The organism is Puia sp. P3, from assembly GCF_050632245.1.
Taxonomy (GTDB): Bacteria; Bacteroidota; Bacteroidia; order Chitinophagales; family Chitinophagaceae; genus Puia.
Genome location: NZ_CP192583.1, coordinates 4,359,469 through 4,383,673, shown reverse-complemented (window position 1 = coordinate 4,383,673; position 24,205 = coordinate 4,359,469). Strand labels below are relative to the sequence as shown.

27 protein-coding genes and 6 pseudogenes are annotated in these 24,205 nt (G+C 53.8%); 22 read left to right on the top strand and 11 right to left on the bottom strand.

All coding sequences use genetic code 11. From position 1 onward, the window contains the following. Window positions 1-156: 156 nt before the first annotated feature. Window positions 157-889, top strand: a pseudogene (locus ACQ86N_RS27410) (C40 family peptidase). A gap of 4 nt (window positions 890-893) precedes the next feature. On the opposite strand, the gene ACQ86N_RS27405 reads toward ACQ86N_RS27410, so the two are convergent. The 4 genes from ACQ86N_RS27405 to ACQ86N_RS27390 all read right to left on the bottom strand — a co-directional run bounded on the left by ACQ86N_RS27405 (window position 894) and on the right by ACQ86N_RS27390 (window position 3,965). Beyond that, a complete protein-coding gene (locus ACQ86N_RS27405) occupies window positions 894-1,403 on the bottom strand; it encodes a hypothetical protein (protein WP_431209827.1) in 510 nt (169 codons plus the stop codon). A gap of 126 nt (window positions 1,404-1,529) precedes the next feature. After that, on the bottom strand, window positions 1,530-2,228 hold the full coding sequence (locus ACQ86N_RS27400) for a hypothetical protein (RefSeq protein ID WP_431209826.1): 699 nt from the start codon (window positions 2,226-2,228) through the stop codon (window positions 1,530-1,532). After that, window positions 2,228-3,394: a M1 family aminopeptidase gene (locus tag ACQ86N_RS27395; protein ID WP_431217617.1), complete on the bottom strand. Its 1,167-nt coding sequence runs from the start codon at window positions 3,392-3,394 to the stop codon at window positions 2,228-2,230. Before ACQ86N_RS27395 ends, ACQ86N_RS27400 begins: the two co-directional genes overlap by 1 nt. Further along, window positions 3,276-3,965 (bottom strand): hypothetical protein, encoded by a 690-nt coding sequence (locus tag ACQ86N_RS27390; protein WP_431209825.1) that lies wholly within the window; start codon window positions 3,963-3,965, stop codon window positions 3,276-3,278. Before ACQ86N_RS27390 ends, ACQ86N_RS27395 begins: the two co-directional genes overlap by 119 nt. Here ACQ86N_RS27390 and ACQ86N_RS27385 point away from each other — a divergent pair. Continuing rightward, window positions 3,943-4,512: pseudogene (locus ACQ86N_RS27385) on the top strand (ABC transporter substrate-binding protein); the annotation flags it as partial. The gene ACQ86N_RS27390 and the pseudogene ACQ86N_RS27385 overlap by 23 nt on opposite strands. 73 nt (window positions 4,513-4,585) lie before the next feature. Then, complete coding sequence (locus ACQ86N_RS27380; RefSeq protein WP_431209824.1) at window positions 4,586-5,659, top strand: ABC transporter substrate-binding protein; 1,074 nt, start codon at window positions 4,586-4,588, stop codon at window positions 5,657-5,659. A 10-nt stretch (window positions 5,660-5,669) separates the two neighbouring features. On the opposite strand, the gene msrA is transcribed toward ACQ86N_RS27380, so the two are convergent. After that, entirely contained in the window at window positions 5,670-6,362 is a 693-nt protein-coding gene (gene msrA, locus ACQ86N_RS27375; RefSeq protein ID WP_431209823.1) for a peptide-methionine (S)-S-oxide reductase MsrA, read from the bottom strand. A gap of 144 nt (window positions 6,363-6,506) precedes the next feature. Between msrA and ACQ86N_RS27370 the strand changes: the two genes are divergently transcribed. The 18 genes and pseudogenes from ACQ86N_RS27370 to ACQ86N_RS27285 all read left to right on the top strand — a co-directional run bounded on the left by ACQ86N_RS27370 (window position 6,507) and on the right by ACQ86N_RS27285 (window position 20,366). Continuing rightward, the gene (locus ACQ86N_RS27370) at window positions 6,507-7,253 is read left to right on the top strand and encodes a MarR family transcriptional regulator (RefSeq protein ID WP_431209822.1); all 747 of its coding nucleotides are present in this window, start codon (window positions 6,507-6,509) and stop codon (window positions 7,251-7,253) included. Further along, entirely contained in the window at window positions 7,157-8,239 is a 1,083-nt protein-coding gene (locus ACQ86N_RS27365) for an MFS transporter (protein ID WP_431209821.1), read from the top strand. The genes ACQ86N_RS27370 and ACQ86N_RS27365 overlap by 97 nt, the downstream gene beginning before the upstream one ends. 68 nt (window positions 8,240-8,307) lie before the next feature. Next, a pseudogene (locus ACQ86N_RS27360) lies at window positions 8,308-10,423 on the top strand (endonuclease MutS2). A 119-nt stretch (window positions 10,424-10,542) separates the two neighbouring features. Beyond that, a complete protein-coding gene (locus tag ACQ86N_RS27355) occupies window positions 10,543-11,028 on the top strand; it encodes a hypothetical protein (protein ID WP_431209820.1) in 486 nt (161 codons plus the stop codon). 104 nt (window positions 11,029-11,132) lie between these two features. Next, window positions 11,133-11,438 (top strand): RidA family protein, encoded by a 306-nt coding sequence (locus ACQ86N_RS27350; protein ID WP_431209819.1) that lies wholly within the window; start codon window positions 11,133-11,135, stop codon window positions 11,436-11,438. A 25-nt stretch (window positions 11,439-11,463) separates the two neighbouring features. Beyond that, window positions 11,464-11,601 (top strand): hypothetical protein, encoded by a 138-nt coding sequence (locus ACQ86N_RS27345; protein ID WP_431209818.1) that lies wholly within the window; start codon window positions 11,464-11,466, stop codon window positions 11,599-11,601. 17 nt (window positions 11,602-11,618) lie between these two features. Then, window positions 11,619-12,293, top strand: a complete 675-nt coding sequence (locus tag ACQ86N_RS27340; RefSeq protein WP_431209817.1) for an alanine racemase — start codon at window positions 11,619-11,621, stop codon at window positions 12,291-12,293. Continuing rightward, on the top strand, window positions 12,284-12,445 hold the full coding sequence (locus ACQ86N_RS27335; RefSeq protein WP_431209816.1) for a hypothetical protein: 162 nt from the start codon (window positions 12,284-12,286) through the stop codon (window positions 12,443-12,445). The genes ACQ86N_RS27340 and ACQ86N_RS27335 overlap by 10 nt, the downstream gene beginning before the upstream one ends. 34 nt (window positions 12,446-12,479) lie before the next feature. Continuing rightward, the gene (locus tag ACQ86N_RS27330) at window positions 12,480-12,662 is read left to right on the top strand and encodes a hypothetical protein (RefSeq protein ID WP_431209815.1); all 183 of its coding nucleotides are present in this window, start codon (window positions 12,480-12,482) and stop codon (window positions 12,660-12,662) included. 374 nt (window positions 12,663-13,036) lie between these two features. Then, window positions 13,037-13,945 (top strand): annotated as a pseudogene (locus ACQ86N_RS27325) (inositol-3-phosphate synthase); the annotation flags it as partial. A 65-nt stretch (window positions 13,946-14,010) separates the two neighbouring features. Next, window positions 14,011-14,094: pseudogene (locus ACQ86N_RS27320) on the top strand (hypothetical protein); the annotation flags it as partial. Between the two features lie 78 nt (window positions 14,095-14,172). Further along, a complete protein-coding gene (locus ACQ86N_RS27315) occupies window positions 14,173-14,403 on the top strand; it encodes an inositol-3-phosphate synthase (protein ID WP_431209814.1) in 231 nt (76 codons plus the stop codon). After that, a pseudogene (locus tag ACQ86N_RS27310) lies at window positions 14,403-14,863 on the top strand (phosphatidylglycerophosphatase A family protein). Before ACQ86N_RS27315 ends, ACQ86N_RS27310 begins: the two are co-directional and overlap by 1 nt. Further along, window positions 14,845-15,246, top strand: a complete 402-nt coding sequence (locus tag ACQ86N_RS27305) for a GtrA family protein (RefSeq protein ID WP_431209813.1) — start codon at window positions 14,845-14,847, stop codon at window positions 15,244-15,246. The pseudogene ACQ86N_RS27310 and the gene ACQ86N_RS27305 overlap by 19 nt, the downstream one beginning before the upstream one ends. An 8-nt stretch (window positions 15,247-15,254) precedes the next feature. Next, entirely contained in the window at window positions 15,255-16,997 is a 1,743-nt protein-coding gene (locus ACQ86N_RS27300; protein ID WP_431209812.1) for a DUF5686 family protein, read from the top strand. Beyond that, entirely contained in the window at window positions 16,994-17,812 is an 819-nt protein-coding gene (locus ACQ86N_RS27295; RefSeq protein WP_431209811.1) for a DUF5686 family protein, read from the top strand. Before ACQ86N_RS27300 ends, ACQ86N_RS27295 begins: the two co-directional genes overlap by 4 nt. A 109-nt stretch (window positions 17,813-17,921) precedes the next feature. Then, window positions 17,922-19,358: a DUF4833 domain-containing protein gene (locus ACQ86N_RS27290; protein WP_431209810.1), complete on the top strand. Its 1,437-nt coding sequence runs from the start codon at window positions 17,922-17,924 to the stop codon at window positions 19,356-19,358. Between the two features lie 42 nt (window positions 19,359-19,400). Next, entirely contained in the window at window positions 19,401-20,366 is a 966-nt protein-coding gene (locus ACQ86N_RS27285) for a phosphatase PAP2 family protein (RefSeq protein WP_431217616.1), read from the top strand. Between the two features lie 30 nt (window positions 20,367-20,396). Here ACQ86N_RS27285 and ACQ86N_RS27280 read toward each other — a convergent pair whose 3' ends face one another. Both ACQ86N_RS27280 and ACQ86N_RS27275 read right to left on the bottom strand, forming a co-directional pair. Then, window positions 20,397-20,651 carry a hypothetical protein gene (locus ACQ86N_RS27280; RefSeq protein WP_431209809.1) on the bottom strand — a complete coding sequence of 85 codons (255 nt, stop codon included), beginning with the start codon at window positions 20,649-20,651 and terminating at the stop codon, window positions 20,397-20,399. A gap of 64 nt (window positions 20,652-20,715) precedes the next feature. Continuing rightward, on the bottom strand, window positions 20,716-21,006 hold the full coding sequence (locus tag ACQ86N_RS27275; protein WP_431209808.1) for a TetR/AcrR family transcriptional regulator: 291 nt from the start codon (window positions 21,004-21,006) through the stop codon (window positions 20,716-20,718). 315 nt (window positions 21,007-21,321) lie between these two features. On the opposite strand from ACQ86N_RS27275, the gene ACQ86N_RS27270 reads away from it, so the two are divergent. Beyond that, the gene (locus ACQ86N_RS27270) at window positions 21,322-21,732 is read left to right on the top strand and encodes a response regulator (protein WP_431209807.1); all 411 of its coding nucleotides are present in this window, start codon (window positions 21,322-21,324) and stop codon (window positions 21,730-21,732) included. A 197-nt stretch (window positions 21,733-21,929) separates the two neighbouring features. Here ACQ86N_RS27270 and ACQ86N_RS27265 read toward each other — a convergent pair whose 3' ends face one another. From ACQ86N_RS27265 to ACQ86N_RS27250, 4 genes are all read right to left on the bottom strand, one after another. Then, complete coding sequence (locus ACQ86N_RS27265) at window positions 21,930-22,346, bottom strand: CBS domain-containing protein (RefSeq protein ID WP_431217615.1); 417 nt, start codon at window positions 22,344-22,346, stop codon at window positions 21,930-21,932. Between the two features lie 307 nt (window positions 22,347-22,653). After that, window positions 22,654-23,301 carry an HAD family hydrolase gene (locus ACQ86N_RS27260; RefSeq protein WP_431209806.1) on the bottom strand — a complete coding sequence of 216 codons (648 nt, stop codon included), beginning with the start codon at window positions 23,299-23,301 and terminating at the stop codon, window positions 22,654-22,656. Between the two features lie 71 nt (window positions 23,302-23,372). Continuing rightward, a complete protein-coding gene (locus ACQ86N_RS27255) occupies window positions 23,373-23,987 on the bottom strand; it encodes a 3-keto-disaccharide hydrolase (RefSeq protein ID WP_431217614.1) in 615 nt (204 codons plus the stop codon). Beyond that, window positions 23,893-24,165: a hypothetical protein gene (locus tag ACQ86N_RS27250; protein WP_431209805.1), complete on the bottom strand. Its 273-nt coding sequence runs from the start codon at window positions 24,163-24,165 to the stop codon at window positions 23,893-23,895. The genes ACQ86N_RS27255 and ACQ86N_RS27250 overlap by 95 nt, the downstream gene beginning before the upstream one ends. Between the last annotated feature and the right edge of the window lie 40 nt (window positions 24,166-24,205).

Sequence of the window (24,205 nt, the reverse complement as noted above, 5' to 3'; positions counted from 1 at the left end):
GTGGGGGCGGTAGGTGGGGATATGTACGGATTCGTACGGTGGGTGTTCAGATTTGAAGCAATTAATTGGGTATCAATATTATTGCGACTTTTTGGCAGAAACTTTGCTATATTTGTAATATATTTCTTGATGCCAATATCCATGTAAGTGCGAAATATGTTGAAAACTATCATACCCATAGCGTTGTTGATTTTCGTTTTGACGAGCTGTAGTACGGTGAGGCCGGCTTCGGGTGCGTCGAAACCGCGTCCTTCGCAGCAGTCTGCGACCACGAAGGATGGGTCGGTGGAGTTCATCAGCAATATTTCTGTTAATCCTGATTCCCGTCGGGATGATTCGCGGAGTTCGATAGCTGCGGTGAAGAAGAGTTCTTCTTCTTCTTTTGGTTCCAGCGCCATCGAGAATTATTCGGCGCTGCAGTTCAAATTCGCCATTCTGGAAAATGCCTCGGTCGAGGAGTTGGATAATCCCAAATTGTTGAGTTTTATGGACTATTGGTATGGCACGCCCTATCATTACGGCGGGAATACCAGGGACGGGATCGACTGTTCGGCGTTTGCTTTTATGCTGATGTCGTCGGTGTATGGGGTTTCGTCACTACCGAGGACGTCAAAGGAGCAGTATGAGAGCAGTCATCATATCCGGAGGGACGAATTGCAGGAGGGGGATCTGGTGTTTTTTCATACGCTGGGAAAGAAGAGGGGTGGTGACGCATGTGGGGGTTTATCTGAGGAATAATAAGTTTGTGCATGCTTCTGTGTCGGGGGTGATGATCAGCGACATGAATGACGGGTATTATGACAGGCATTTTGTGGGGGCGGGGAGGATTTTGGATGGGGCCGCGAAGGCGGGTTCCGGGGATAGCCGGGTTTTGAGCGGGGGAGAATAAGAAATTAATCGATTGGCCACTGGGTGGTACGCATATACTGGTCGAAGAGGGGAGTGAAGTTGTGGTGGGTGAAGGAGTTGATGAAGGTGAGAATTTGGGAGGTGGAGACGGACTGGTGGTAGAAGGTGGAGTTGAGAGAATGGAGGAGGGCGCGGAAGGTGGGGGTGCCGGTTGTGTGGCGGACGGCGTGGAGGAAGGCGGCGCCTTTGTAGTATTTGTCATTTCCGCCCTGCATCGCAGGGCGATCGTTTTTTATACGGTGGAGGAGGCCCTGGTAGTAGGTCTCGGCGGCGTCGGGGCCGTGGACGTACTCGGTGTAGAGGACTTCGGTATATTTTGTAAAACCTTCGTGGATCCAGGGAATCGTCCGTGCTGTCGCTGCGGCCGGTGATATTATTTCCGAACCATTCGTGGCCGCTTTCGTGGACGATGATGAAGTCCCATTTGAGACCGATGCCTGTGCCGGAGAGGTCCTTGCCTTCGAGGCCCTGTTTGAACTTGTTTCCGTAGGCAATATTGCTCTGGTGTTCCATACCGCCGTACATGGGGGCTTCGACAAGTTGGTAGCCATCCCGGTAGAATGGGTAGGGGCCCATCCAGTACTCGAAGGCGTGGAGCATCGTATCGACCTCCTGAAATTTTAGTTTTGCTTTTTGGAGGTTGTAGTCGAGGACCCAGTAGCTGCAGTCGAGGGGCCTTTTTCGCCTGGGAAGGTCTTTTCCCAGTGTGTATATTTTCCGATATATGGTATTATGTTATAGTCGCTGATCGGACTGTGGGTTGTCCAGGTCCAGGTAGTGGCGCCGTTGCCGTTGGGCCGCTTGTCTGTGAGGCGGCCGTTGCCGATGGCGGTTAGGGTGTCCGGAGCCGTGATATGGAAGACTATGCCGCTGTCGGGTTTGTCGTAGAGCTGGCGTTTGCAGGGCAGCCAGACAGAGGCGCCGGTGCCTTCGCAGGCGACGCCTGTCCAGGTGCGGCCGAGGGAGTCGCGTGTCCAGATCCAGCCGCTTTCGAAGGGGGCATTTGTGGGGCTGGCTTCCAGCGGCGTTCCCTCGAACCGGATAGTTATTGTTGTCCTGTAGTTTTTGGGGAGGGATTGTGGGAAATGGATGATATAGTGGTCGCCGTCTCTTTTGAAGGTGAGGGGGTGATCGCCTTCGGCGGCGGCGGTGATACGCATGGGTTGGATGAGGTCGAGGGTGAGGTCCTGACCTGCGGACAGCGTGATGAAGGTGATGCGGTTCTCGCCCTTCAGGGATTTGGTGGTGAAAGATGGGGTGATGGAAATCTCGTAGTGGAGGAGATTCCAGACCAGTATGCCGACCGCGAGAAGATTCATCAGCCCTGTTTTCTGACCAGGATATAGAAATTCCGGTCGACGGAGAAATTGCCGTCGCCGGCCATTCCGTTGCCGGTGTCGCCGACTGCCATATGGGCCGGGTCGTTGCCGCCGCTGCTGCCGAGGATCAGTTGACCGCCGTTGGAGGCGGGAATGGTTTGCCATTCGTCTGTCGGGGTGATCCACTGTTCGCGGGCGCCGCCGATGAAGACCTTCACGGGCATGTTAAAGCCTTTGACGCAATTGGACCAGCGGTAGGAGATGATGTCGCCGCTGGACTGGTAGGAGAGTACGGGGATCCTGGTCGACCGCAGATATTGGTCGAAGATCTTAGAGAAGTCCTTGTGGGCGTAGTTACTCATGTACTCTTCGACCTGCTGGGTGGTGACGGTCTGGTGGTAGAAGGTCTTTTGGAGACCGCGCAGCATGCCGCGAAAGGCGGAGTCGCCGACGATCTGGCGGATGATGTGCAGCATATTTCCTCCCTTATAGTACATATCGCCCGAGCCTTCCTTGTTGACGCCGTATACGCCGATGATGGGTTTGTCGTTGCGGATGTTCTTGCGGGTGCCGATGACGTAGTCATTTCCAGCTTCGACGCCGTAGAGATAGGTGGTGTAGAGGGTTTCGGTGTAGTTGGTGAAGCCTTCGTGTATCCACATATCCGCGGCGTCCTTGTCCGTTATATTGTTCCCGAACCATTCGTGGCCGCTCTCGTGTACGATGATGAAGTCCCATTTCAGGCCCCATCCAGTGGTGGAGAGGTCGCGGCCGAGGTAGCCGTTGGCGAAGTGGTTGCCGTAGGCGACGTTGGACTGGTGCTCCATGCCGAGGTGGGGGGCTTCTACTAACTTATAACCGTCCTCGTAGAAGGGATAGGGCCCCATCCAGTATTCGAAGGCGCGGAGCATGGTGTCGGCCTGCATGAACTGGGGTTTGGCCTTTTCCAGATGGTAATCGAGGACCCAGAAGCTGCAGTCGAGGTTGCCTTTCTCGCCTTTGAAGACGGTAGTCCAGTTGGTGTATTTGCCGATATAGGGAATGATGTCATATGAATTGATCGGGCTGGTGACGGACCAGGTCCAGGTGGTGGTGCCGTTGCCGTTGAGTTTTTTGTCTTTGAGGCGGCCGTTGCCGATCGCGACCAGGGTGTCGGGTGCGACGATGTGCATGGTGACGCCGGAGTCGGGTTCGTCGCTGAGGTGGTCCTTGCAGGGGAACCAGTGCGCTGGCGCCGAGGCCTTCGCAGGCTACGGTCATCCATGGACGACCTTTTTCGTCGAGATTCCAGATCCAGCCGCCTCCCCATGGGGGACGTACTGCTACCTTCGGAATACCGGACCAGCTGATCCGGATGGTTTCAGTGGAACCGGCTTTTATTATTTTTGGGAATTTGACGTGGAAGGCGTTGCCTTCGCGAGTGAATGTGAGCGATTTTTTGCCCCAGGTGATGGCTTTTATGTTCATCGGCTCCTGCAGGTCGATCTGCATGGTCTGGCCGTCGGAGAGGGCTTTGAAGGTGATGCCGTTGTCTCCGCTGAGCGATTTTTCGTTAAAGGAGGGGATAACGGTGAGGTCGTATTTCAGCAGGTCCCACCAGGCGCGTTCGGGCGTGATGCTGCCGCGCAGGCTGTCGGTGTGGGTATAGACGGCCTTTTCGGGTGTGAGGAGTTGGGCGCGAGACCAGGTGGTCAGGAAAAGAGAAAGAACGATTATGAGCGGGAGAATACGACTCATTGGTTATCTTTATTTTATGTTTATGAAGGTAATTAATCATTTCTTATTGGGATTGGGAATTTGGACGAGTGGTTGGATAGGCGGTGGCCTGTTGCTCATGCCGGGTTTGCTGCTGACGGGTTGCGGAGGAGGGAAGGATTCGGGGAAGACGGTGTTCTATTATAATGAGTCGGATGGGATTGCGACGCTTGACCCCGCTTTTGCAAAGAACAGGTCGATCATCTGGGCCGTGCATCAGTTGTATAGTACGCTGGTGGAGACGGACAATCAGCTGAGGATCGTTCCAGGGGTGGCCCGCAGCTGGGAGGTATCGGCTGACCGGAAGGTTTGGACCTTTCATTTGCGAAGGGATGTGGTATTTCACGACGACGCGGCGTTCCCGGGGGGCAGGGGGAGGAAGATGGTGGCTGGCGACGTTGTTTATTCTTTTAACCGCCTGCTGGATCCGTCGACGGCGAGTAGTGGGGCGTGGATATTTCATGGGCGGATCGATGAGGGTGGCCCCGGCGCTTTTTCGGCCCCGGATGACAGTACGTTTGTGTTGAGGCTATCGCGGCCTTTTCATCCGATACTTGGGTTGCTGAGTATGGGTTATTGTTCGGTGGTGCCGCGGGAAGCTGGTGACCCGGTACGGAAAGGATTTTCGCAGTCATCCTTGTGGTACGGGGCCGTTTCGGTTTGGTTCCTGGGAGGAGAACCAGGATCTGATCCTGTTGAAGAATGGACGCTTTTTCGAAAAAGATAGTACGGGTAGGGCGCTGCCGTATCTGGACGCGGTGAAGATCTCGTTTACGGACGAGAAGGCGATCGAGTTCCTGTTGTTCCGACAGGGGCAGCTGGATTTTGTAAATGAGATCGACGCCTCCTATAAGGATGAGGTATTGAGTAAAAAGGGTGAGCTGAAGAAGGAATGGAAGGATAGGATCAACCTTTCGGTGTATCCGCAGTTGAATACGGAGTATCTGGGGATACTGGTGGATACTGCCAGTGCGCTGGTAAAAGCTTCGCCGCTGAAGAGCAGACTGGTGCGGCAGGCGATCAACTGCGGGTTTGACCGGAGGAAGATGATGTTGTATTTAAAGAACTCGCTGGGACTGCCGGCGGAGAGTGGGTTTGTGCCCGCGGGGCTGCCTTCCTTTGATTCGACGAAGGTGCGGGGATATCGGTATGATCCGGGCAGGGCCCGGGCGCTGCTGGCTGAGGCGGGGTATGGGGATGGAAGGGCCGTGCCGCCGATAAAGCTGATGACGATACCCAACTATGCCGATTTTGCCAGTTTTATAGCGCGTCAGCTGGAGGATGTGGGATTTCATGTTCAGATAGAGGTGGTGCAGAAGAGTCTTTTGCTGGAGGAGACGGCGCAGTCGCGGGCCTTATTCTTCCGGGGTAGCTGGCTGGCCGACTATCCGGATGCGGAGAATTATTTGAGTGTGTTCTATTCGAAGAATCCGTCGCCGCCGAATTATACGAGGTTTAGCGATCCGGTTTTTGATAAGCTCTATGAGCGGTCACTGGAAGAGGAGAATGATTCGGTGCGATATGGGTTGTACAGGGAGATGGATCAGCGGGTGATGGATGCGTCGCCAGTGGCGCCATTGTGGTATGACGAGGTGGTGCATCTGATCAATCCCAGGGTGGTCGGGTTGGAGCCGAATGCGTTGAATTTGCTGGAGCTGAGGCGGGTGAGGAAATAAAAAAACCGGCCTAGTGGCCGGTTTTTGCGTTCTTTTTGAGCTTGTCTTTGAACACTTTTTCGAATTTTTCAACTTTGGGACGGATCACCAGATAACAGTAGGGCTGTGAGCCGTGGCTGTTGTAGTAGTTCTGGTGATAGTCTTCGGCGGCGTAGAAGGCGCTGGCGGGGGTGACCTCCGTGACTATCGGTTTGGGATAGGCGCCTTCCTGGTTGAGCCGGGTTTTATAGTGTTCTGCTTTCTCCTTTTGTTCGGGGGTATGGTAGAAGATGGCGCTGCGGTACTGGGTGCCGACGTCGTTGCCCTGGCGGTTGAGCTGGGTCGGGTCGTGGGATTCCCAGAAGACTTCCAGCAGCTCGTCAAAACTGATGACGCCGGGGTCGTAGACTACCTGCAGGCATTCGGCGTGGCCGGTGGTGCCGGTGCAGACCTCTTCATAGCTGGGGTTGGCGACGTGGCCGCCCATATACCCCGATGTTACTTTTATGACGCCTTTCAGTTCCTGAAAGACGGCTTCTGTACACCAGAAGCATCCGGTTCCAAAGGTAGCGGTGTCGGTCTTAGCCCCAGCAGGGATATTATCTATCCCGGTGGGGATCGTTTTTTCGTTCATTCTGCTGTGTTTTAATTGTTTGACGGCTGCGCTGGCGGTAGTAAACGCTGCGGCGGCCGCTAAAGATAAGATGGCTGCGATTCGATTCATGTTTTATTCGGTAATCCGCAATTTACAAACGGCCTGTTCGGGAAATGGTTGGCTGGATGACATGAAATGGTAATTAACAAAACGTTTTCACGTTTTCCATCCATATTTATAAAGTAAACTTACAAGTTTGCTTACCTTTGTGGGATGATGTCAAAAACAGAAGGGCCTGAGGTCCGGGATATCGAGATAGCGGGGGTATTGAGGACGGTGATGACCCGACTCATCAAGTTATTGAGAAAGGAGGCGAAGGATGAGGCGCAGCTGTCGCTGACGGAGCGGTCGACGATGGCGTTGTTGTACCAGCACGGGGAGCTGCTGCCATCGGATATAGCCCGGATGGAGAAGGTGACGACTCAGTCTATGTCACAGATAGTCAATCATTTATTTGAAGTAGGATTTATTTATAAGAACCCGTCGGTGGAGGACAAAAGAAAGGTGTTGTTGTCGCTGACCCCTTCCGGGAGGGTTTCGGTAGAAGAGAGAAGGCATAACAAGGAGGAGTGGCTGGCGAAGGCGTTGCACGAAAAGGCCAGTCCGGAGGAGAGGGAGCTCGTGATGAGGGCCCTTGTAGTGCTGGAAAAATTGATGGACGAAAAAAGGAGTTGTAAGATGTCGAAGTTTCCTGTTTTCAGAGCGTTGCAGAGTCGGAATTACCGGCTTTATTTCTACGGGCAGTCGGTGTCGCTGATCGGGACCTGGATGCAGCGGACGGCGGTGAGCTGGGTGGTATATACGCTGACGAAGTCGCCGTTTATGCTGGGGCTGTCGCTGTTCGCGACGCAATTCCCTTCTTTTTGTTTTCGACGCTGGGTGGGGTGGTCTCCGATCGTTATTGGCGATGGAAGGTGTTGTTGTTCACGCAGGCGGCCTCGCTGGTTCAGTCGGTGCTGATGATGATCCTGGTCTGGACGGACCACTATAATGTGTGGGAGATACTGGGGCTTGGGCTGGTGCTGGGGTCGATCAATGCGTTCGACGTTCCGGCGCGGCAGGCGCTCGTTTATGAGATGATCGACAATAAGGAGAATCTCTCGAATGCGCTTGCGCTGAACAGTTCGATGGTGAATCTGGCGAGGCTTATCGGTCCGGCGATCGCGGGTGTGGTGCTGCACAAGCTGGGGGCGCATATTTGCTTCCTGCTGAACTCGGTGAGCTTTCTGGCGGTGATCGGGTCGTTGCTGCAGATGAAGCTGCCGCCTTATGTGAAGACGGAGCGTGCCAAGAATGCGCTGGGTGAGTGGAAGGAAGGATGGGTTTATCTGCGGAATAATCCGTCGATAGCCAGGCCGATATTGATGCTGGCGGCGATGAGTCTGCTGGTGATACCTTATAATACCCTGCTGCCGATATATGCGAAGGTGATCTTTCACGGGAATGCGTCGACGTTCGGTCTGATCGACAGTTTTATTGGCGTGGGTGCGATCAGCGGGGCGTTGTTCCTTGCGACGAGGGTTGGGGGGACGGATGCTAGCCGGAAGAAGATACTGCGGAACAATACGATCATTTTTGGCCTGGGGCTGATCGGGTTTTCGTATATGACCTCGTTCCCTGTTGCGATGGTGTTTGCGATCATTTCGGGTTTTGGAATGATGGCGCAGACGACGATGACCAATACGATCATCCAGACGACGGTAGCGCCTGAGATGCGGGGGCGGGTGATCAGCTATTTTGCGATGTCTTATTTTGGGATGATGCCGGTCGGGAGTCTGCTGGTGGGTACGGTGTCGCAGTATGTCAGTGCGCCGGCGACGGTGTTGAGTGAGGGGATTGCGGCGTTGGTGGTGGTGGCGGTTTTCTGGAAGTCTTACCTGAATGTGAAGGTCCAGCGGGATGAGGGGGTGGTCGAGGGTGAAATGGTTAAGGTCAGCCGCGCTTAGGATACAGGGTAGATGGGGATGTCCCGAGGTGGGGTGGGGGACTAAAAATTCGTAGCTTTGCACCTCTTATGAAGATTTTTCCTGAATCGGCGCTGGTACAGCTGGAGTTTGACAAGATCAAGACCTTGCTGGCAGGCTTTTGTGAGACGGAGTATGCTCATGAAAAGGCGATGGATCTGCGGATCCATACGCGCCGTGAATTTATAGAACTTGAGCTGAGGCAGACCAATGAGTTCAAGCTGCTTTCCCAAAACGGACAGTATTTCCCCAATGACCATACTTTCAATCTTTCGCGCGAGCTGAAGCTGCTGGGGATACCGGGTGCGACGCTGTCGGGCGAGCAGTTCATGCAGATCCGGCGGCTGGCCGAGGGTATGAACAGTGTATTCCGTTGGTTCGATCCTGAGCGGCGGACGGCCTATCCCGCATTGGTGAAGGTCATCGAGCATACGCACTACGAGAAGAGCATTGTGGCGTCGATCGACGAGGTGCTGGATGAGTCGGGTGTGGTGAGGGACAATGCGTCGGAAGAGCTGGCGAATATCCGGATGAGCCTGTACCGCAAGCGCAACGAGCTGCGGCGTATGTTCGACCGGATCCTGTCGAAGCTGGCTAAGGCCGGATATGTAGCCGATATCGAGGAGTCATTCCTCAACGGCCGGCGCGTGGTGGCGATCTTTGCCGAGCACAAACGGCAGGTGAAGGGGATCCTGCACGGCGAGAGCGATACGAGGAGGACGTCCTTTATCGAACCGGAGGAAACGATCGAATTGAACAACGACGTGTTCTCGCTGGAGCATTCCGAGAGCAAGGAGGTCAACCGCATCCTGCGCGAGCTGACGGCAAAGCTGTCTGTGCATGCGGGACTGCTGCAGGTGTGGCATGATATTCTTGGGGAGTATGATTTTATCCGGGCTAAGGCGAGGCTGGCGAATGATATGAACGGCAACTATCCGTTGCTGATGGACAAGTCGCATATCGTATTAAGGCAGGCTTACCACCCGCTGTTGTATCTGTATAATCGGAGAGCGGGTAAGACGACCGTGCCGACGAATATAACGCTCAATGAAAAGGACCGCCTGCTGGTGATCTCCGGCCCCAATGCCGGTGGTAAGACGGTGACGATGAAGACCGTCGGGCTGCTGCAGCTGATGATACAAAGCTGGATTGCTGATACCAGTGCATCCCGATTCGGAGATGGGAATCTTCAAACAGCTGATGATCCATATCGGGGATACGCAGAGTCTGGAGTTCGAGCTGAGTACCTATAGTTCGCACCTGAAGAATATGAAGTATTTCATGGAGAACGCAAATGGGCGGACGCTGTTCTTTATCGACGAGCTGGGTAGCGGCAGCGATCCCAATCTTGGAGGCGCGTTTGCCGAGGTGATCCTGGAGGAGCTGGTGCGGAAGCATTCTTTCGGTATCGTGACCACGCACTATCTGAACCTGAAGGTGATGGCGAATAAGACGGCGGGGATTGTCAACGGCGCTATGGCTTTTGACGAGACCAATCTTCAGCCATTGTATAAATTAATCATCGGCAAGCCGGGGAGTTCGTATACGTTCAGTATAGCGGAACGGATCGGTCTGGAGCCGCGGCTGATACAGCGGGCGCGGACGCTGGTGGATGAGGAGCATTTCCGGCTGGACAAGTTGCTGAACCGGACGGAGCAGGATCTGCGTGAGCTGGAGAAGCGGGAGAAGGAGCTGAACAGGCTGATGAAGGAGAACGAGAAGCTGAAGAAGGAGATGGAGGCGCTGATCCATCGGGAGCGGCATGACCAGCAGGTGGAGCTGCTGAAGCACCAGAACAAGATCACGGAGGAGCGGATAGGTTATTTGAAGGAGATGGAACGGAAGCTGCGGCAGATAGTTTTTGACTGGCGGAAGGCGGAGGACAAGAATGAGGTGATCCGGCAGATGCAGGCTTTGTTGTTCAAGCAGAAGGAGAAGCAGGTGAATGAAAAGGTGAGGAAGAAGTTAGATGCGAAATATACCGAGGTGGGCGGGGATGTGCAGATCGGCAACAAGGTTGTGATGAAGAAGAATCACCAGGTGGGGACGGTGAAGGAGATCCGGGGGAAGAAGGCAATCGTGCAGGTGGGGTTGATACCTATTACTGTGGATGTGGGTGATCTGACGGTGGTGCAGGATAAGCCTCAGGAGGAATCGGCGGGTTAGCGGGCTCGGGGTGGAGTGGGGTAAGATATTGTGTGCCACTTTGTTATTGAAGAGTTAACGGCCGGGAATGTGGGAGGAAAGGCGGAGGCTGTATATCTTTGGTCGCAAATCTCTAACGCATGAAAAAACTATTGTTGGCCGCTGCGGTTGCAGCCGGCTCTTTGTTAGCCGGTGAGGCGAAGGCGCAGGTAAGTATTTCGATCAATATCGGGCAGCAGCCGTCCTGGGGCCCTGTCGGATATGATCATGTGGAGTATTATTATATACCGGATATTCAGGCTTATTATTATGTTCCCGACCATCAGTTCGTCTACCTGAACCGGGGGCACTGGACCTTCTCGCATGATCTGCCTTCGCGCTACCGCAATTTCGATCTTTACCATAGCCATAAAGAGGTGATCAACGAGCCTCAGGCTTATCTGCATTTCGACGAGCACAGGGCGGCATTCGATCATTTCCGCGGGGACCCGCATGGTCAGGTGTTTATCCGGGACAGCCGTGAGGACCGGTACAGGGACCACTGGCATGACCAACACGAGGCGAATGAGGAGTGGAGGCACAGGCCGGAGGGAGACAGGCACTGGGGAGAGGGAGAGAGGCACTAAAATAGTTGAATAACGATAAAGCCCCGGGCGACTGCCCGGGGCTTTTTTGAGTGGTAGAGTAAAAAAAACCTTTTTTAGTAACTTCGGCGCGCTAAAAAGTTTTCATGAGTAACACAGCTGATCAAAATTTCGCGGCGCTGGGATTGAAACTTCCCCAGGCTCCGGTTCCTATGGGCGTGTACAAGCCTTGTCTTATCGATGGTAAATATCTGTATTTGTCCGGCCATGGGCCTCTCCGTGAGGACGGCACGCTGATCGTGGGGCGTGTCGGCAGGGACCTGGATATCGAGGGCGGCAAGGTGGCCGCGCGTCAGGTGGGGCTTGCCATGCTGGCGACGATAAAGGCGAATGTGGGGAGTTTCGACAAAGTGAAGAGGGTCATCAAGGTGCTGGGCATGGTGGGGGTGTGAGCCGGAGTTCGAGCGGCATCCTTATGTGATCAATGGCTGCAGCGAGCTGTTTGCGGCGGTCTGGGGGGATGACAATGGGGTGGGCGTTCGCAGTGCGGTGGGGATGGGTTCGTTGCCGGGGAATATACCGGTGGAGATAGAGGCGTTGTTTGAATTATATTAGCCAAAAATTGCAGATACATGGAATGGTATAGCATATCGGATGCTGAACGGCTGGACACTCCGGCGCTGGTTGTCTACCCGGACCGGGTAAGGGAAAATATACGGCAGGCGGTGGCGATGGTGGGGGATGTGGAGCGGCTGCGGCCGCACGTGAAGACGCATAAGTCGCCGGAGGTCTCGCGGATGATGCTGGATGCGGGGATTTCCCGATTTAAGTGTGCAACCATTGCGGAGGCGGAGATGCTGGCCCAGGCCGGGGCGCCGGATGTGCTGCTGGCGTACCAGCCGGTGGGGCCGAAGGCGGCGAGGTTTGCGGCGCTGGTGAAGAAGTATCCGGGTGTGAGGTGGGGTTGTCTGGTGGATGATGCCGATGTTGCGAAGGGACTGGTGAGTGCGGGATTGGAGGCAGATGTATGGATCGATCTGAATGTGGGGATGGACAGGACGGGTATCAACCCGGGGCCGGAGGCGATTGAACTATATAAAGTGGTGTCGGGGCTTCCGGGTTTGAGGGTGATAGGGCTGCACGCCTATGACGGGCATATCCGGGCGATGGATCTGGCCGAGCGGACGAGGCTGTGTGATGAAGGCTATGCGAAGGTGGTCGCCCTGCGGGATAGCCTTGGCGGGGAGCTGCGTATCATTGCGGGGGCTCGCCGACCTTTCCCGTTCATGCGAAGCGGGTGGGCATAGAGTGTAGTCCTGGGACCTTTGTCTACTGGGACAAGGGGTATGGGGATGGTTTTCCGGATCAGCCCTTCTCGCCGGCGGCGCTGGTGGTCACGCGGGTCATATCGCTGAGGGGGATAGCCGCCTTTGTCTGGATCTGGGGCATAAGTCGATAGCCCCGGAGAATGAGATCGGGCGGAGGGTTTATTTTTGAATGCGCCGCAGCTGAAGCCGGTGGGTCAGAGCGAAGAGCATCTGGTCGTGGAGGCGGGTGCGGGGCATGGATATAAGATTGGAGATATATTTTATGGTATTCCTTTCCATATTTGTCCCACTGTAGCCCTGTATGAGCGGGCGTTTACCGTGGAAGGGGGAAGCTCAGCGGGCAGATAAGGAATTCCGCGCGGGACAGATATCTTTCTTTATAGGCAGCTTTTCACCCTGCTGAACTGTCACTTCATCCGGAAAATCCGGCGGCTTACCGACTTTAACTATTTTTCCCGGGAATGGATCGCTATTTTAGCCGCTAGTTTTAGCTACCCTGCGTTGGACATTTTCATGGTGAGCGTCATAGGGTTGTCAATTCTTTCGACCAAAAAACAATTTTGTTCGAAAATTGATTATTTCGATAATTTTGCCGATCAACTCTGCATGGCGGGCCCGTAGGCCCGCCCGCCGATAGGCCCATCATAATCCAGTGCGTCGGGGGATGGGTTTAATTTGCGGGATAAACCCATCCCCGACGTCATAATAAAACCAATTCGAACATGGAAGTAAAAGAAGCGACTGGCAGGCTGGGTGTGCTTATCCCCGGATTAGGCGCGGTTGCAACTACTCTGATAGCCGGGGTAGAAGCCGTCAAGAAGGGGATTGCGCAGCCCATCGGGTCTCTGACACAGATGGGAAATATTCATTTGAACCGAAAGGAAGGGAACCGAGCCGAGCGTAGCGAAGGTTCCGAACGAGATCTTGCCAGTGGCAAGATCGAAGTTCTGAAGATCAAGGAGTTTGTTCCTTTGGCTAACCTGCAAGACATCGTTTTTGGCGGCTGGGACGTATATGAGGACAACGTCTATGTCGCTGCCAGCAGGGCGAAGGTCCTGGAGCAGCATACGCTGGAGCAGCTGCGCCTCGAGCTGGAAGCTTTGAAACCCATGAAGGCTGTTTTTGACAAGAATTACATCAAGAACCTCGACGGTACCCATATTAAAGAAGGCGCCAACAAGATGGTTCTGGCTGAGATGCTGATGGAAGACATCGCCAAGTTTCAGGATACCCGTGGCTGTGACCGTCTGGTGATCGTCTGGTGCGGCTCCACGGAGAAATATATCGAGCCTTCCGAGGTACACGAGAGCCTCGCAGCGTTTGAGAAGGGGTTAAAGGACAATGATCCCCGGATCGCGCCGAGCATGATCTACGCGTATGCGGCGCTCAGGCTGGGCGTTCCCTTCCTCAACGGCGCCCCGAATTTGACGGTGGACATCCCTGCGTTGCTGGAGCTGGCGAAGCAGACGGAGACGCCGGTCGGCGGTAAGGATTTCAAGACGGGGCAGACGCTGATGAAGACGATCATCGCTCCCGGTCTGCAGGCCCGCGCGCTGGGTGTCAAGGGTTGGTTCTCGACGAATATATTGGGTAACAGGGACGGCTATGTGCTGGATGAGCCGGACAATTTCCGTACGAAGGAAGTGAGCAAGCTGAGTGTACTGGAAGATATCCTGCGTCCGGACCGGCTCCCGAGCTGTACAGCGAGCTGTATCACAAGATCCGGATCAACTATTATCCTCCCCATGGAGACAATAAGGAGAGCTGGGATAATATCGACATTTTCGGCTGGCTGGGTTACTCCATGCAGATCAAGATCAATTTCCTTTGCCGGGATTCGATACTGGCTGCGCCACTGGTGCTGGACCTGGCGTTGTTTGGCGATCTGGCCAAGCGGGCGGGGCTGAGCGGTATCCAGGAATGGCTGTCATTTTATTTCAAATCTCCTCAGACGCGTGCGGGTCAGCGTACAGAGCACGACATTTTCAAGCAATTGACAGTGTTGCAGAATACGCTGAGGAAGCTGATGGGTGAAGAGCTGGTTAATCCGGAAGGTTTAACCTTTGCCGAGGAGGAAATCACGGCCTGATGGTGCTGATCCATAGACTCATTTCCACCTGTCTGGGAATCGGCTATACTCCAAAGGGCAGGGGTACTGTTGCCGCTGTCGTCTGTTGTATAGCATGGTATTTTGCCTGGGCAGGTGGAAATAGTCATTTCTGGGGATGGCAGGTCCTTGTGACTGTTGCGATCCTGTTTGCGGGTGTTTACAGTGCGGGGAAGATGGAGCCGTACTGGGGGAGGACAGCTACCGGATCGTGATCGACGAGGTGGCGGGGATGTGTATCACTTTATTGTTTGTGCCCGTCCGGTGGCCCTATGTGGCGGTCGGGCTGGTGCTATTTCGGTACTTCGACATAGCCAAACCATTGTATATCCGTCGAATGGAACGTATCGGCGGGGGTTGGGGGGTCATGATGGACGACGTGCTTGCCGGATTGTATGCTAACTTAATCTTGCAGATCGTGGTATGGATAAAGCCCTGGTAGGAACGAATATGATTACTTTTACAAAGGCTCAGCTGATATCGCTGCTCGCGACGGTAGTGGATTTTGGCGTGATGTGGTTGTTGTTGAATCTGGCGGGGGCTCCGCCGGTGGCTGCGGGCGCCACGGGTACGTTACTCGGTGGTGTGACGCATTTTATGATCAGCCGCACCTGGGTGTTCAATGCGCAGGAGAAGAAATGGACCGGGCAGCTGAACCGATATGTGCTGGTATGGATCGGTAATTTGGTACTAAATACGACAGGACTCTGGCTACTGACGCGTTATACTGCGCTGGCCCCGATGGCCTGCAAGGCGATAACGGCTATACTGGTAGCGGTAGGCTACAACTATATACTACAGAAAAGATTTGTTTTTAAAAATTGAATCGGACAATGACACAGACAGGATTTATTTGGAAGGGCTGGACTTTATTATTTATCGCAATGGCTGTCAGTTGGCGCAGCCAGGCTCAGGACGTGGTGTTCCGCGGGGTCGTGAACGACTCTGCGTCTCAGACGCCCATTCATAATGCCAGCATCACTATCAAGGGGCTTCGGGGCGGGGCGCGGTCGAACAACGACGGGCGTTTTCGCATGACCACGGGGCAGCGGGCTATCGATGTGGTCGTCTCGAGTGTCGGGTATAATTCCGTAACGCTTCATCTGGATTCTATCCCATCCCAGGAAGTTGTTTTTAGGCTGGGCCGAAAGTTCAAGGAACTGGAGGGGGCGCTTGTGAAGAACAAGCGGCAGAAGTACCGAAACAAGGGAAATCCGGCGGTCGAGCTGATCCGCCAGGTAATAGATCACAAGGATCAGAACCGGATGGAGGCCTATACCTACGCGCAGTATGGCAAGTATGAAAAGCTGGTTGTTTATGTCGACAAGCTGAATAAGATAGAGGACGCCATCAAGGGTAACAGGCTGCTGAGGCCCTACCATTTTTTGGTGGAGAACAGCGATACCACGAAGCTGGAGGGAAGGCGGTTGTCTCCGGTGTATCTGGAGGAAACTTACTCCGACAACTATTACCGGCAGCGTCCGGAGAAGAGCAAGTCGGTTATTACCGGCAAGAAGCGGGTAGACTATGGGGAGCTGATCGATATGCAGGGGATCAGCGCTTATCTGAACCGGCTATACCAGGACTTCAACGTTTACGACAACAATATTTCGGTCTTCACCAATTTGTTCCTGAGTCCGATCGCGGATCTCGCGCCGACATTCTACATGTATTTTATCGAGGATACGACGGTGGTGGATGGGACGAAGCTGATCCGTCTGTCCTTCCGTCCGCGTAACCCGAACGACCTGCTGTTCAGGGGAACGATGTGGATCACGCTGGACGGCAACTATGCTATCCAGAAGCTGCGGCTGCTGGTGAGCAAGAGCATCAATTTCAATTTTGTCCGCGAGATGTGGATCAACCAGGATTTTACCAGGCGGGATGATGGGAGGTATCTGCTGACGAAGAGCGATGTGCTGGGTGATTTCGGGATCAATAAGAAGGGGACCGGGCTTTTTGGGGAAAGGGTGGTCACGTATCTCGATTTCAAAACGAATCAGCCTTTACCGGATAGTCTTTTCAAGGGACCGCCGACGGTGGAACTGGACAGCGCGTCGACCCGGCCCGATAGTTTCTGGGTGAATTCCCGTGCCGATACGCTGACGGGGGCGGAGTCGAAGACCTATGCGAATGTGGACAGCCTGAAGAATATGAAGTCGTTCAAGCGGCTGGTGGACTGGAGTACGCTGCTGATGGCGGGGTATAAGCAGGCGAACTGGGCGGAGATAGGGCCGGTGAGTACTTTTTATAGTTTTAATCCGGTGGAAGGTTTCCGGCTGAGGTTTGGCGGCAGGACGACGACGCATTTCAGTACGAGATTTTATTCGGAGGCGTATGTCGCGTATGGTTTTAAAGATCAGAAATGGAAGTATTTTTTGAGCGGGACGTATTCGATCAATAACAAGTCGGTCTATGGGTTCCCGCAGAATTTTGTGCGGGCGTCATATCAGAAGGATACCAAGATCCCGGGGCAGGACCTGCAGTTCGTGCAGGAGGATAACTTCCTTTGTCCTTCAAACGCGGGAATAACGACAAGTGGCTGTACAATAATATTTTCAGGTTGGAATATTTGAAAGAGTTCAAGAGCCATTTCTCGTATGATTTCAATTTCAAGTGGTGGAAGCAGTCGCCTGCGGGGACTATCGCCTACGTGAAGCCCGGGGGTAACGGTCCGGATTCGATAAAGTCGATCACGACGACGGAGGGTTCGGTGGAGCTGCGGTATGCGCCGCATGAGCAGTTCTATATCGGGAAGCTCTACCGGGTGCCGATCTACAACAAATATCCTATTTTTTCGCTGCTGTATACGGCTGGTGTGAAGGGGCCGTTTGGCGGGGAATACAACTATCATAATCTTCAGTTCCTGTTCTTCAAGCGATTCTATGAGGGGCCGCTGGGGTATACGGATATCACGACGGATATGGGGTATCTGATCGGGAAGGTACCTTTTCCGCTGCTGGATATACACCATGCCAACCAGACCTTTGCGCTGCAGCTGCAGTCGTATAACCTGATGAACTTTTTGGAGTTTGTGAGCGACCACTATGCGAGTGCGTATGTGGATCATTATTTTAACGGCTTCTTTTTCAATAAGATACCTTTTCTGAAGGAGTTGAAGTGGAGGGAGGTGATCGAGGCGAAAATCCTTTATGGAGGGGTCAGGGATGAGAATAATCCGTTGAAGTCGCCGGATGTGATGAAGTATCCGCTGACGAATGGGAAGACGGAGACGTTTTCGATCGACCGGGTGCCTTACATCGAGGGAGGTTTTGGTATCATGAATATTTTCAAGGTGATACGGGTGGATTATATACAGCGGTTTACGTATACGGATCACCCGGAGATCTCGAAGTGGGGGATCAGGGCGAGGGCGAAGTTTGATTTTTAGAGCCCGGGGGCCTGGGTTTTTTGCGGGGATTAAAATGGGATACAAGGAAGACTAATTCAGAATGAACATAGTATCTTTGGAGATTGTCTAAAGAAGGTGAATGTGACCTATGAGTACAAGAAAACAACTACAGTTAGGAATTTATAAGGTGATCAATCCGGTGGTCAAGTTATTGATCAGGATGGGGTTGACACCGAATATGGTGACGACCATCGGGCTGCTGCTAAATATAGGTGTGGCGATCATCTTCATTTGCGGGGCTGAGGAAGGGCGCCGGGGTGATCTTTCCTATGTGGGCTGGGCGGGGGCGTTGATCCTGTTTGCCGGGCTTTTCGATATGCTGGACGGGCAGGTGGCGAGGCTGGGAAATATGAGCTCCCCTTTTGGGGCGTTGTATGATTCGGTGCTGGACAGGTATAGTGAGCTGGTGTTATTCCTCGGCATATGTTATTATCTGGTATCGCACCACTATTTTCTGAGTTCGTTGTTTGCGTTCATAGGGTTGATCGGGAGTATGATGGTGAGTTATACGCGGGCCCGTGCGGAGGGGTTGGGTATCGAGTGCAAGGACGGGCTGATGCAGCGGCCGGAGCGGGTGATCATCATCGGCGTTTCGGCGCTGGGCTGCGGGATCGCTTCGCACTGGATGGGCGGGGACTATAAGATCGCCTGGCCGGGGAGCAATTTTCCAATGTTCGAGACTATTTCGATTTTTACGATACCGTTGACGATCATGGCTTTTTTAGCTAACTGGACGGCGATCGGGAGGCTGAGGGATGCGAAGAAGACGCTGGAGGCGAGGGCCGGGATTGCGAAAGAGGCGGCCGCAAAAACGACCGGAGGGATAGAGAAGAAGTCGTCGACGACGCATGTGGCGATCGTGGTTGTGCTGCTGGCGGCTATGTCGGCGTTGCCGGGTGTGGCGCAGTCATCGGGTGGTCCAGGAGGTTCCGGTGGTCCCGGAGGATCGGGCAGCGCGGGAGGATCGGGTGTCGCGGGAAATACGACCGGGCTTAGGTCTGGCGGGGCTGGTAACAGCGGCGGGCACGGGGTGCCGGCTGAACCGAAGGATACGGTGGAGACGTTTCCGGTGCCGCCGAACAACTCGCATTCCTTGTTCTATCTGCAGCGTACGCCTAATTCGAATACGATCATTGTGGAGTTGAATGAGAAGGGAGGGGTAGTCGACAAGGAGGAGCCGGCGCATGTGCTGTGGGTTCGTTATACCGAGCAGGGACAGCGGCAGGAATTGAACTGGATACAGCGGCATTTTGCCTATGGTCTGAAAACGGAGGATATTGGTAATGACTCGTGGGAGCTGCGGTTCGTATCGTATAAGAAATTACCGATGTACCTGAAGAGGTCGCCGATCGACAATAAGCATCATGTTTATGTTACCATCTCGGGGAAGCAGGCCTTGCTGAGCCGGGTGTATATCCGGATCGATCCGGGTGGAACTTTCTGGGCTCCGAATGTGAGCTGGCTGGAGTTGAAGGGGACGGATACGCAGACCGGAAAGGAATTGGTTCAACGAATAAAAGTTTAAATGGATACTACTGGTGGGGAAACAGGGGGGGCAGTCCCGGTGATGGAGGGAGTTGGAGGAGGAAAGGAGGCTGCGGCGCGGACAGGGACTTCGCTGACCTGGAAGAATGCGCTGGTCGCCACTGCCGTCTCGGCACTATATCTGATCGTTTCTGCAATACTTATTGGTTTTAAAACGGAGCAGCTGTTTCTTGTGGGGCTGTTCAACGTGTTGTTTTATTTATCATCTCCCACGCGTAGGTTTATCCTCGGCTTTAGCGTTTTTATCGTTTTTTGGATCATCTTCGATCTGATGAAGGCTTTCCCGAATTACCGGTACAATACGGTGCATATCGAAAGCATCTACAATCTGGAGAAGCGGCTATTTGGAATAAAGGATATGACGGGGGCGGTGCTTACGCCGAATGAGTGGTGGCTGATACACAAGCAGACTTTTCTGGATGTTGCCTGCGGCTTCTTTTATCTCTGCTGGATGCCGCTGCCGCTGGGGTTTGCGGGGTATTTGTTCTATAAGAACAAGGAGGCATTTTTTCGGTTCGTGCTGAGTTTTCTGGTGGTGAATCTGGTGGGTTTTGTTGTGTATTATGCCTGTCCGGCGGCGCCGCCTTGGTATGTGGAGCTGCATGGTTTTGGGTTTGACCCGCATACGCCGGGGAATACGGCTGGATTGGGGAGATGGGATGCCTATTTTCATGTTTCGGTATTTTCGGGGTTGTATGCGAAGAGTTCGAATGTGTTTGCGGCGATGCCGTCTTTGCATGCGGCGTATCCGTTGACGGTGCTTTTTTATGGGATCAGGTATAAATGCCGGTGGGTGAATTGGGTCTTTGGGTTGATCATGGTGGGGATATGGTTTACGGCGGTGTATAGTAGTCATCACTATGTGCTGGATGTGCTGGCGGGGATCGGGTGTGGGTTGACGGGGATATTTTTGTTCAATTATTTGTTTGAGAGGGTTGGGGTGGTGAACCGCGTTGTGAGGGGGTGGATCAGCGGAATTAGTGAGTGAGTAGAGCCTGCGGCGTTTGGTTCCTGACGGTTAGGAGCAGCGACCTATCCCTTCGACCATGATGTCGACGATCGAGTCGATCTGGAGGTCGAGTTTGGGGCTGCGGTGCTGGCCGACCATGAGGGGGACGGCGAGGCCGCGGAAGCTGCTGACCATGAGGTAGGCGATGAGTTCGATATTGTCTTCGCTGACCTGTTTGAATTCTCCGTTGTGGACGCCTTCCGTCAGGATGGCTTTTACCAGCTCGACGTGGGTGGTGTCGAACTTGTTTTTCAAATCAGTCATAATACAATGTAGTTCAGCTATTTCGCTCTTTAAGGCGTCGCTGAGGTTGCAGAGTTCCTTTAACTTATTGAGGCGGCAGCGGCAGTAGGCGATCAGCTTTTCTTTGGAGGAGCGGGCCTGGCCGATAGCTCTGGTTGATCTGGGCGAGGAGTTCGCCCATTTCGGCGTAGAGGACGGCTTCGAAGATGTCTTCCTTACTGGGGTAGTAGTAGTAAAGGGAGCTTTTGGCTTTGCCGAGACCCCGGGCAATGTCGCCCATGGTTGTTTTCTTGAACCCGGACTGGCGAAACAGGGCTCTTGCCGTGTCGAGGATCTCCCGAACAACAATTTCGTCCCTTTGAAGTGTTTCTGCCATAGTCTTTTATACTGTTGCGAATAAAAATCAAATTTACAATTTTCCTCTCCATTTTCGGTTAATCGTTCGTGAATGTTGTATCTGTGGATGACCCGACTGGACGGAGTACAGTCCGTACACGAGGCTGAAGCCGAGTGTACAGACATAATGGTGTTGAGGCAAAAAATTAATTTGAGGGTTATTTTTTGCCGAAATCAATTTATACATTTGTTGACAGTTAGTAAAAACCCTTAAACGGCCGTCCTGGTTAAGCTCAGTAGTTCATGGTTTCCCGGTTGTAAAACCGAGTTTTTCTCATTCAATACTCTCGAAAACATGAACCCGAAACTGAACTGTATTCTTCTCATCGATGACGATGAACCGACAAATTTCCTGAACAAGATGACGCTTGAGCAGAGCGGATGTGCGAGCTATATCCGGATCGCTCAGGGCGGCCAGGAGGCGTTGAATTATTTGGAGGATTGCGGGCAGGGGGACTCGCCCAGGCCTGATCTTATTTTCCTGGATATTAATATGCCGGCTATGGATGGCTGGGAGTTTTTAGAGAAGTACAAGCTGTTGCCGGACGGGCATAAGGCGGATATTGTCCTGATCATGCTGACTACGTCGTTGAATCCGGACGATGAAGTCAGAACGAAGACGATCCCCGAGGTGTCGGGGTTTGAGAATAAGCCGTTGAGCCAGGAGCGGTTGCGGATGCTGCTGGACAGATATTTTGGGGAATAGGGGGACGCGGGGCACGCCGCTGGTTATGTGGACGACGGTTCACGCGGGGTTGTGGGTCCGCGGGTGGTTGGGTTATGGGTCCGTGGGTGCCGGGGTTGTGGGTCCGCGGGTGCCGGGGTTCTGGGGCAGCGGGTGGAGGCGTGGTTCACGCGGAGAATGGGGTGATCTGCCCTTTGCACACGCGGAGGGGGCCGTGGTTAGCGGCCGGAATGTAAATAGTCTTTTAGGTGAGTGATCGTCTCTTCCTGGGTGAGGATGGTTTCCCGCACGACGTCGTTGATCGACACGATCCCCGCGAGTATTCCACTTTCGAATACGGGGAGATAGCGGATGTTTTTTTCCGACATCAGTTGCATGCAGAACTCGACGGTATCCTGCGGGGTGACCGTGGGGAAGTCTTTTGACATGATCTCCGCTACGGGAGTGTCGGTGGAGGATTTGCCTTTCAGGATGACCTTTCTTGAATAGTCGCGTTCGGTCATGATGCCCTGATATTCGTTCCCCTCCAGCACGAGTACAGACCCGATATTCTGGTCGGCCATGATGCGAAGGGCCTCCAGAACGGTGGTTTGGGGCGTTACGGATGTGATGCGGGCGCCCTTGTGTGTAAGAATGTCGCTTACTTTTTCATACAGCCTGTTTTTGGTTGGTGAGGAATCGCTTTACCCAATTTACAAATTTTTTGAATGTTTGGCCAATATTTTACCGTTCTGCGGAGGGGGAATTTTGCTGATTTTCGGACGGATTTTCGCCCGGCGGGGGAAAATTGCAGGGAGGATATGTGTTTTTTTGGAGGGGGGTGATTTTTGGGGGTGGTTGCGCTGTATTGACCGGTTTTGGAGTGAAATGAGGTGGGTTTTGGTCAATGGAGAAATGGTGGGGATATCAGATTGTCTGAAGGCGGGGGATGGGTGGCCAGGGTTAGACCAGTGGCAGCAGCCAGTCGGTGAACCCGCTGATCGAATAGAAGATCTTGTCGGGTTGGTTGGCCAGGAGTTTTTCGGGTTCGGCTGTTTCGGCCCAGGCTGCGGCGACGACGGGTATGCCGGCTTTGCGGCTGGCGGTGATATCGCTGGGGGCGTCACCGACGTAGACGATGGAGCTCTTGTCGAGGTCGGGCCACTGGCGGATGACCGCGGCGATGCCTTTCTCTTTTACGGGGCCTTCGGGGGACCCGGTTTCGATGTGTTGGAAATAGGAGTCGAGGCCAAATTTTTTCAGTGTGATGACGGTGCTGTGTTCGCCCTTGCCGGTGACCATCGCGATGCGGATGCCTTTTGACCGCAGGTGGTCGAGCAGGCTGGTGATGCCGGGGAAGGGATCGGGGCAGATGTCGTGGAGGTCCTCGTAGAATTGCAAATAGTTGACGATGCCTTCTTCGTAGTGGTTGGGGATCAGGGTTTGGATCGTGCCTTCTTCGGAGGGGCCGAAGGTGGCGATGATGTCCTGGTCGGAGAGTTGTTTGAGTGCGAGCGGTTCGATCGACTGGCGGAAGGCCTGGATACAGAGGGGCAGGGTATTGCCGATGGTGCCGTCGAGGTCGAAGATGAGGCCTTTTATCTTTTCCATGGTGTTGGATGAAAGAAGGTGGTGTGGGAAAGCATTGAATTAAAAAGCCCCTTATCGGGGGCTTTAGTTATTTAGTATGGTGAAGGACGGACCCAGATGTTGCGGAAGCTGATGGGTTCGCTCTTATCGCCGTGTGCCTGTAGCTTGATCGGAGAGGGACCGTGGGACTTGTAGTACGGTTTGCCGATGTAGCGGGTTTCGCCCTTCAGGATGAAGTTGTCCTGCACCAGAACGCCGTTCAGGAAGGCGGTGACGCGGGCGGGAGATTTCATGGTGCCGTCTTCGTTGAAGGTCGGGGCAACCCATGCGACGTCGTAGGTCTGCCATTCGCCCGGCTTGCGGCAGGGATTGGCGAGGGGAACGCTTTGTTTGTAGATGCTGCCTACCTGGCCGTTGGTATAGGTCTTGTTGTTATAGTTGTCGAGGATCTGGAGCTCGTAGCCGGCGTCGCCTTTGCCCGTGGAGGCCAGGAAGAGACCGCTGTTGCCGCGGGCCTGGTCTTCGCCGGTAATATTGGCGGGGATACGGTATTCCAGGTGGAGCTGGTAGTTGATAAATGATTGTTTGGTCTGGATATTGCCTGACTTTTTATTAACGGTCAGGATGCCGCCGGAAACGATCCAGTCGGCGGGAGTGCCGTCGGAAACTTTTTCCCATTGGTCGAGGTTCTTGCCGTTGAAGAGAATGACGGCGGTCTGAAGGAGCTTCGCCGAATTTTGCGGCCGGAGTTACGACGGGAGGCACGGGTTCGTAGATCTCGGTGGTCCGGTGGTCCTTGATCGTGTCTGTCTCGGTCTGGGCATGTGTGATGGTGGAGGCTGCCAGGAGTACAATGGTGGAAAGCAATGTGGTCCGATACTGCATAGTCGTGTGATTGAATTGGTCGACAATTTAGTGGATTTTT

Coding starts and splice junctions, on each gene's coding strand:
- ACQ86N_RS27400 (WP_431209826.1), bottom strand. CDS start 2,228: ATGAATCTTCTCGCGGTCGGCATACTGGTCTGGAATCTCCTCCACTAC.
- ACQ86N_RS27390 (WP_431209825.1), bottom strand. CDS start 3,965: ATGAGTCGTATTCTCCCGCTCATAATCGTTCTTTCTCTTTTCCTGACC.
- msrA (WP_431209823.1), bottom strand. CDS start 6,362: ATGAATCGAATCGCAGCCATCTTATCTTTAGCGGCCGCCGCAGCGTTT.
- ACQ86N_RS27370 (WP_431209822.1), top strand. CDS start 6,507: ATGATGTCAAAAACAGAAGGGCCTGAGGTCCGGGATATCGAGATAGCG.
- ACQ86N_RS27355 (WP_431209820.1), top strand. CDS start 10,543: ATGAAAAAACTATTGTTGGCCGCTGCGGTTGCAGCCGGCTCTTTGTTA.
- ACQ86N_RS27350 (WP_431209819.1), top strand. CDS start 11,133: ATGAGTAACACAGCTGATCAAAATTTCGCGGCGCTGGGATTGAAACTT.
- ACQ86N_RS27340 (WP_431209817.1), top strand. CDS start 11,619: ATGGAATGGTATAGCATATCGGATGCTGAACGGCTGGACACTCCGGCG.
- ACQ86N_RS27305 (WP_431209813.1), top strand. CDS start 14,845: ATGGATAAAGCCCTGGTAGGAACGAATATGATTACTTTTACAAAGGCT.
- ACQ86N_RS27300 (WP_431209812.1), top strand. CDS start 15,255: ATGACACAGACAGGATTTATTTGGAAGGGCTGGACTTTATTATTTATC.
- ACQ86N_RS27290 (WP_431209810.1), top strand. CDS start 17,922: ATGAGTACAAGAAAACAACTACAGTTAGGAATTTATAAGGTGATCAAT.
- ACQ86N_RS27285 (WP_431217616.1), top strand. CDS start 19,401: ATGGAGGGAGTTGGAGGAGGAAAGGAGGCTGCGGCGCGGACAGGGACT.
- ACQ86N_RS27280 (WP_431209809.1), bottom strand. CDS start 20,651: ATGACTGATTTGAAAAACAAGTTCGACACCACCCACGTCGAGCTGGTA.
- ACQ86N_RS27275 (WP_431209808.1), bottom strand. CDS start 21,006: ATGGCAGAAACACTTCAAAGGGACGAAATTGTTGTTCGGGAGATCCTC.
- ACQ86N_RS27270 (WP_431209807.1), top strand. CDS start 21,322: ATGAACCCGAAACTGAACTGTATTCTTCTCATCGATGACGATGAACCG.
- ACQ86N_RS27260 (WP_431209806.1), bottom strand. CDS start 23,301: ATGGAAAAGATAAAAGGCCTCATCTTCGACCTCGACGGCACCATCGGC.
- ACQ86N_RS27250 (WP_431209805.1), bottom strand. CDS start 24,165: ATGCAGTATCGGACCACATTGCTTTCCACCATTGTACTCCTGGCAGCC.